This window comes from Synechococcus sp. H60.1 (assembly GCF_047462335.1).
GTDB lineage: Bacteria > Cyanobacteriota > Cyanobacteriia > Thermostichales > Thermostichaceae > Thermostichus.
Window position 1 is genome coordinate 1 of the sequence record NZ_JANSJA010000015.1, and the last position, 2,457, is coordinate 2,457.

A 2,457-nucleotide genomic window follows, 5' to 3' on the forward strand; every position below is an offset into this window, starting at 1 on the left:
ATTCTTATTGGGGGGCCCGGGTCTTTTGTTAATACAAAACGGGGCGCGGCGCCCCGTGTTGTGGGGGGGGCTGGTGGGAGTGGGGCTGCTGGGCTTGGGCGGCTGTGGGCGGGCCGGGCAGGGGCTGGCGGTGCTGCTGCTCAGCTTGGCCACCTGGCAGGGTGTAGCCGGCGGCGCCTTCGAGGGATCTGAGGCGGGAGCTGCTTTTTCCCTGCTGTTGTGGGGCTGCGGCCTGGGGATGGGCTTGGTGGGGATCCCGTTGCTGGGCTGCTTGGCTGAAGAAGAGATGCTGTCTGTGCTGATGGGGCTGGCCCAGGGCTGGAGCGGCATCGCTGCCCTCACCTGGGGATCCCGCCTTATGGAGATGGGAGCGGAATCTCTGCCAGATCTCCCTTGGCCGGTGTTGTTACCTGTTGGTCTGGCCGCCCTCAGCCTAGTGGCGGGCACTCTGCCCCTGTTGACTGTTCCCGTTCGCGCCAGCGGGACAGAGTCCTCACCCGACAGCGAGGTGGAATCGAACCGGCTGCTGTCGGCCCTGGGGTCAGGAGTGGGATGGCTGGTGGCGATGGCGCTGGCCCTGGCTCTGGTGCGCAACGGGCTGTACCAGGATCCCTTTTGGGCGCTGCTGTACGGGGCGGGGGTGTTGCTCTCGTGGGCTCTACTGGCTTTGGAGAGCAGGATCCCGGCACCCGAGGGGAAAGAGGCCTTGCTCTGGCGGGCCTGTGTGAGCCTGACGCTGGTAGGCGGTGGGGCGCTGCTGGCACTGCGGCTGGGGGGATCCTACGGGGCGGCGCTGCTGGGGCTGGGGTGTCTGGCTTTTCCCAGCCGCTGGGGGGCGATGGCTGCCCTGTTTTTGTCGGCCCGACCCCTGCTGCAAAACCTGCTGCACCAGTTCAACCTGCAGGTGGCCGGGATCGACCTCACCCAGCCCTACGTATCGGCGGCGCTCTACTTGGGCATGGCGGCCATGGCCTTGGCTGCGCTTCTTTACTGGCTGCACGGGCTAGACAAACCCCTGCAAACCGGGGTCGGCCTGACGCTGGGCAGCCTGCTCCTGCCGCTGGGGGTGGGTTATTTCGTCCATGCCCAGCCGCAAGCAGCTTTCTTGCTGGCAGCCTTGATCACCGCCTTGATCTTGGCGGCGCTGCAGCCCATAGCCTTGAACCAAGAAGGGAGAAGGGCGACTTGGACGGGGATCGAAGCTTTGGGCCTGGCCACGCTCGCCATCCTCGGATCCAACCTCAGCCGCAACTGGACGGTGACGGGGTTCTATGCCACCCGCCTGGAGCGGGCCCTGGTGCTGGCGGCCAGCGTTGGGATCCTGGCTCTGTTCCTTTTGCTTGGGCAGGGCTGGCGCTGGTGGCAGTCCAGAACAGCGTCCCGCTAGCGTTGAGGTTCTAGGGTTGTGAAACTCCTTCCCCTCGGCACCCGTGGCACCTGGCAAGGGATCCCCGGCCCCGAGCAGACGGCTGAGGCCCTGGGCAACCCCGGCGTGAGGGTGATCGGATCCCCAGCTCTGTTGGCGCTGATCGAGCGATGTGGCCACAACACCTTGCAGCCTTTTTACGAGGGGGAAGAAGCGGCAGTCGGGATCCGCTTTGTCCTAGAACACTGCTCAGCAGCTGTGGTGGGGGATCCCTTGCAGGTGAAGGTTGAAGTCGTGGCAGTGGAGGGAAGGCGCGTTCAGTTTCAGGTGGAGATCGCGCAGCAGGGGCGGCTGGTGATGCAGGGATCCTATACCTGTCAGGTAGTCGATTTGCCCCGTTTTCTGGCCCGCTATGGGCTGGCTTGAGATCATCAAGTACCTGGCAGGGCTGCTGCTGGTCACTGGGTTGGGACCGTTTCTGTTCTGGCCACAACAGCTCCTGCTACGCTACCGCAAGCCTTGGCAAGGCCCCCTCGCCTGGAGCTGGAAATGGCGCGGGTGGGGGGGCTTGGCTCTGCGGGGCAGCCGTCGGGGTTGGGAATGGCGTTGCGGATCCCTCTGCGTTCGCGGGCATTGGCCGGCCCGGGTGGGCTGCCGTCTCTCCTTTGCCGACTGGCCTCGCTTCTGGCCCCTTCTGAAGCGGTTGGCCAAGGGGATCCAGATCCAGTCCTGGCAAGGCGGCCTAGAAATCGGCTTTGCCAACCCGGCCTTGACGGGGCAGTGCCTAGGGCTGTTGGCGGCCCTCCCTCCCTCGCTGGCCCGCCACCTGCGCTTGACCTTCACCCACACCGGCTGGCACGGACAGGGATCCCTGCTGCTTTGCTTTCGCGCTTGGCGAGTGCTGGGGCCGGCCTTGGAATTGGCATGGCTCATCCTGCGCAGCAGCCGCTCGAGAATCCGATAGAACTCAGCAGCACTCTTTTGTACTCTTGCAGCAGCCTAACGGGCAGCAGCGGATCCCTTCCCATCTAGAGCCACTTTTGCTGGGGATCGACAGCTCAGCTTTAACGTAAGGTGCGGAATTCCCCACC

General features: G+C 65.0%; 3 protein-coding genes. All 3 read left to right on the forward strand.

Annotated features, from left to right (window positions below; translation table 11 throughout):
- On the forward strand, positions 1-1,387 hold a 1,387-nt coding region (locus tag NW852_RS00640), incomplete at its 5' end, for a hypothetical protein (RefSeq protein ID WP_414426385.1).
- 18 nt (positions 1,388-1,405) lie between these two features.
- A complete protein-coding gene (locus tag NW852_RS00645; protein WP_414366092.1) occupies positions 1,406-1,792 on the forward strand; it encodes a thioesterase family protein in 387 nt (128 codons plus the stop codon).
- Positions 1,779-2,330, forward strand: a complete 552-nt coding sequence (locus NW852_RS00650) for a hypothetical protein (RefSeq protein WP_414371104.1) — start codon at positions 1,779-1,781, stop codon at positions 2,328-2,330. Before NW852_RS00645 ends, NW852_RS00650 begins: the two co-directional genes overlap by 14 nt.
- Positions 2,331-2,457 lie beyond the last annotated feature (127 nt).